Genomic DNA, 4595 nt, shown 5'->3' with positions numbered 1-4595 from the left:
AGGAAGCCGTGCGCGTGCTGCCGCGCGAGCCCGGCGACAAATGGGAGGCCTTCGAGGTCGACCGCTTCTCGCGCGCCATCGGCCAGGAGCTGCGCACCCGCCTCGGCCCCGACACCATCGTCGCGACCGCGGTCAACGGCAACGGCGGCCTGTGGGTCGGCTTCTCGATCGAGAAGGATCCCTACTGGCTGCAGGCCGACCCGACGCGCGTGCGCCCGCTGGCCGGCAGCACCTGGCTGCTGTGGGTCAGCATCGCGCTGCTCGCCACCGTGGTCGGCTCGGCCGCGATCGCGCGGCTGATCAACCAGCCGCTGCGCGACCTGTCGTTCGCCGCCAGCCGCATCCGCGACGGTGAATACGAGTCGCAGCTCGACGAGAACACGCTGACCAGCGAGATCCGCCAGGTCAACATGGGCTTCAACCGCATGGCGCGCGAACTGGCCAAGGTGGAAGAAGACCGCGCGGTGATGCTCGCCGGCATCTCGCACGACCTGCGCACCCCGCTTGCGCGGATGCGGCTCGAGGCCGAGATGAGCGTGCACGACGAAGAGGCCAAGCGCAACATGGCGCTCGACATCGACCAGCTCGACGCCATCATCGACAAGTTCATGGACTACGCCCGCCCCGGCGAGACCAAGCTGGTGCCGGTGCACGTGAGCAGCCTGGTCGAGCGCGAGATGCAGGGCTTCCGCGACCCGAGCCAGATCCGCATCAGCTCGCGCGTGGCGATCGACACCAAGGTGATGGCCGACGAGATCGAGCTCGGCCGCGTGTTCCAGAACCTGTTCGAGAACGCGCGCCGCTACGGCCGCTCCACCGATTCCGGCATCGCGCGCGTGCAGGTGAGCTATGCGCGCACCGGCCCGTGGGTGATCCTGAGCGTGCGCGACCACGGCCCCGGCGTCTCGCCCGACAAGCTGAAGCAGCTCACCACCCCGTTCTTCCGCGGTGACGCCGCGCGCACCGCCGCGACCGGCGCCGGCCTCGGCCTCGCGATCGTCGAGAAGGCGGTGCAGCGCATGGGCGGCAACTTCGAGCTGTCCAACGCCTCCGATGGCGGGCTGGTCGCGCACGTCAGGCTGAAGCGCGCGCCATGACGATGGGGGCTCCGATCGCCCGCGCCGGGGCTCGCGGGTGGCGCGTGCTGTTGGGCATCGCCATCGTCGTGCTGTTCGGCGCGCTGGTCGCGCGCGATTTCCAGGGCGCCTGGTACGAAGAGGAAGACAGCCACCGCGTCATCGTCAAGCTCGCGATCTACTGGTGTTCGTGGCTGCTGTGGCCGGTGCTGGCGCTGCTGGCGCGCGAAACCTGGCGCACCGCGCGCCGCCGCAAGCCCGCTGCCACCGCCGCCGGCCTCGTGGCGCTGGCGCTGTGCGGCTGCTTCACCTGGGCCCGCTTCATCGAGCCGAACTGGCTGCAGGTGCGCGAGACCCCGCTCGGCACGAGCTGCGGCGTGCGCGTCGCGCTGATCTCGGACCTGCACGTCGGCCTCTATGTGCGCGAGGCTGAACTGCAGCGCCTCGTCGACCGGCTGAACACGCTGCAGGTCGATGCGGTGCTGGTGGCCGGCGACTGGACCTTCGAGCCGAGCCACGACCTGCGCACCACCTTCGCGCCGCTGGCCGGCGTGCGGCATCGCATGCTGTCGGTGCTGGGCAACCACGACGAACAGCGGCCCGGCCCACCGCTCCGCGATGAGCTGCAGCAGGCGCTGGCAGCCGCGCACGTCGAGGCCATCGATGGCAAGCGCGTGCCGCTCGGCCGCTGCGAGTTGCAGGGCCTGGGCGACCGCACCGCGGGCTCGGCGCAGCGCGACCTCGACGCCTCGCGCACGCACCCCTGGACCGTCGACCGCGCGCACCGCGTGATGCTGACCCACAACCCCGACACGGTGTTCGACCTGCAGCCCGACGAGGCCGCGCTGCTGCTGGCCGGCCACACGCACGGCGGGCAGATCGACATCCCCGTCTTCACGAAACACCTGCTGGCACACGCCACCGATGGCGGTTTTCAGCAGGGCCTGTACGAACTGAAGAACGCCCGCGTCTACGTGACCCCGGGCGTCGGCATCGACAAGCTGCCGCTGCGCTTTCGCGTGCCGCCCACCATCGACGTGCTGAGCTTCTAGGCTCATCCGTCAGATCGCTCCGGCAAGACCTCGCGGCCCGCGAGGGTGTGTTGAAAAATGACACCGCCCGACATGTTCATGTCGTAGAAATGCGGCACAAGTCACAGATCGAGCAGGGGGTCAGGATGATGCAGAACTTCGCGCGCCTGTGTGCCACGCTGTGCGCCGCCGTGGGCTTGTCCGTCGCACCCGTGGCCCATGCCGTCGACTACACCTTGACCGACCTCGGCCTGCTCGGCACCGGCTGGAGCAACAGCTACGCCACCGGCATCAACGCGAGCGGACAGGTGGTCGGCTACGCCTTCAACAACGGCTACAACGGCACCTCGTTCACCGACAGCTACCAGGCCTTCGTGACCGGCGCGAACGGCCGGGGCATGACGGCGATCCCGACGCTCGGCGGCAGCTGGAGCAAGGCCACCGGCATCAACGACAGCGGCTGGGTCGTCGGCACCTCGGCCACCACCACCTCGACGCCGAGCGGCGACACCCGCGGCTTCGTCTACGAAGGCAACGGCAACGCGCCGCGCAGCCTCGGCACGCTGGCCGGGCCAAGTACTGCGAACGGAATCAGCGCCAATGGCCGCGTCGTCGGCGCCTACACGGCTCACGGAGAGACGCAGCGTGCCTACCTGACCGACGCGAACGGCGGCGCGATGCACGACATCGGCACGCTCGGCGGCGCGAACTCGACGGCATATGGCGTCAACGGCGAGGGCCGTGTGGTCGGCAGCGCGCAGTACCGTGGCAACGCCAACGCCGCGGTCCCGCGCGACCGCGCCTTCATGACCGGCTACGACGGCGACGTGATGATGCCGATCGCCGTCGCCGGCTACGACATGTCGGGCGTCGACACCAACTCGGTCGCCAACGCGATCAACAGCGAAGGGCAGGTCGTCGGCACGTCGGCCAGCTTCGTCGGCGACCGGGGGCGCGCCTTCATCGCCGGGCGGGACGGCGTCGGCCGCGTGCTGGACCTGTACGACATGGGCAGCTTCGAGATGCACGGCGCCTGGAAGTTGACGAGCCAGGGCCTTGGGCTCAACAGCATCGGCCAGGTCGCCGGCAGCTACTTCTTCACCGTCAACATGATGGACCACGCATTCATCAGCGGCGCCAACGGCCTCGGGCTGGTCGACGTCAACACGCTGAGCTTCACGAACCTCGCGGCCGGTGCCCGCGACTGGCTGTTCTTCAATGCGACCGGCATCAACGACTCGGGCCAGTTCATCACCAACGGGACCAACGGACACGCCTACCTGGTGACGCCGGTGCCCGAGCCGGCGGCGCTGCTGATGATGGCCTGCGGCCTCGGCTGGCTGGCGTGGCGCCGCCGCGCGAGCATCAACGCCTGACGCCGGGAGAACAAGCATGCGCAAGACGCTCACTCGCTTCTTCGCGGCGCTGTGCGCCGTTGCGAGCCTGGCCGGCGCGCCTGCGGTGGCGAACGCCACCTTGTACACGCTGTTCGACCTGGGGACGCTGGGGCCTCCGCCGGGGCCGGGCGAATGGCGCTGGATGCAGGCCACCGGCTTCAACAACAGCGGCCAGGCGGTGGGCTTTGAAACCCACCTCGCCCAGGCGGCGGATGGGTCGTGGAGCGAGACCGGCGAGACCGCCTGGATCAGCGGCGCGAACGGCATCGGCCTGAGCGCGCTCCCGACGCTCGGCGGTTCGTGGAACCGGGCAACCGGCATCAACGATGCAGGCTGGGTGGTCGGCACCTCGTCGACGGCTGGCGGCACCGCGCGCGCGTTCGTGGTCAGCCCGAACGGCATGTCGGCCCGCGACCTCGGCACGCTGGGCGGCACTTCCAGCAGCGCAACCGCCATCAACGCCAGCGGCCAGGTGGTGGGCACCAGCACGAACGCTGCAGGGATTCGGCGCGGCTTCATCAGCGATGCGCAGGCCGGCAACCTGCATGAACTCGGCAGCCTGTACCCCGGCGGCACCAGCACCCCGACCGCCGTCAATGCCTCCGGACAGGTCACCGGCATGAGCAATGCCTCGGCCCCGCAGGACGGCACGGACCGCACCTTCGTCACCGGGCCGAACGGGGCTGCCTTGCGTGAGATCCCCGGCCCCTACCCCGGCGACTTCAGCCGGGGCCTGGGCATCAACGACCGCGGGCAGGTGGTGGGACTGGCGGCGCCCGGCCTGCGCTTCCCCACCGGGTTCATCGCCGAGGCCGATGGCAGCAGCCGCACGCTCGAGGTGCCACTGCCTCCCGCGGGCGGCGAATTCCCGGTGTCCGTGGACGTGTGGCCGGGCGGAATCAACGCCGCGGGCCGGGTGGTCGGCCGCTATCACCAAGGCACCTACGCGGAGGGCTTGTTCGTCACCGGGCCCGACGGCAACGGCGCAACGCTGCTGGACTCCAGCTCCTTCGTCGGGCTCACCGGCCCGTTGCCGTACTGGGACTACGACGCCGCGTTGCTGATCAACGATGCCGGGCAGATCCTCGCCA

At 70.0% G+C, this 4595-nt stretch carries 3 protein-coding genes and 1 pseudogene; all 4 read left to right on the top strand.

The window, feature by feature from the left end; translation table 11 throughout:
- Positions 1-1097, top strand: a 1097-nt coding sequence (locus AC1D01_RS21890) for an ATP-binding protein (protein WP_477870023.1), incomplete at its 5' end; no start/stop codon positions are given.
- Complete coding sequence (locus AC1D01_RS21885; protein WP_477870021.1) at positions 1094-2128, top strand: metallophosphoesterase; 1035 nt, start codon at positions 1094-1096, stop codon at positions 2126-2128. The genes AC1D01_RS21890 and AC1D01_RS21885, both read left to right, overlap by 4 nt.
- 125 nt (positions 2129-2253) lie before the next feature.
- Positions 2254-3483, top strand: a complete 1230-nt coding sequence (locus AC1D01_RS21880) for a DUF3466 family protein (protein ID WP_477870019.1) — start codon at positions 2254-2256, stop codon at positions 3481-3483.
- Positions 3484-3499: 16 nt separating this feature from the next.
- A pseudogene (locus AC1D01_RS21875) lies at positions 3500-4595 on the top strand (hypothetical protein); the annotation flags it as partial.

The organism is Rhizobacter sp. P3_B12 (assembly GCF_056402895.1).
This window is presented reverse-complemented; position numbering and strand designations above follow the sequence as displayed.

Excerpts from the sequence above, each read along its gene's own strand:
- AC1D01_RS21885 (WP_477870021.1), top strand. The coding sequence starts at position 1,094 with ATGACGATGGGGGCTCCGATCGCCCGCGCCGGGGCTCGCGGGTGGCGC.
- AC1D01_RS21880 (WP_477870019.1), top strand. The coding sequence starts at position 2,254 with ATGATGCAGAACTTCGCGCGCCTGTGTGCCACGCTGTGCGCCGCCGTG.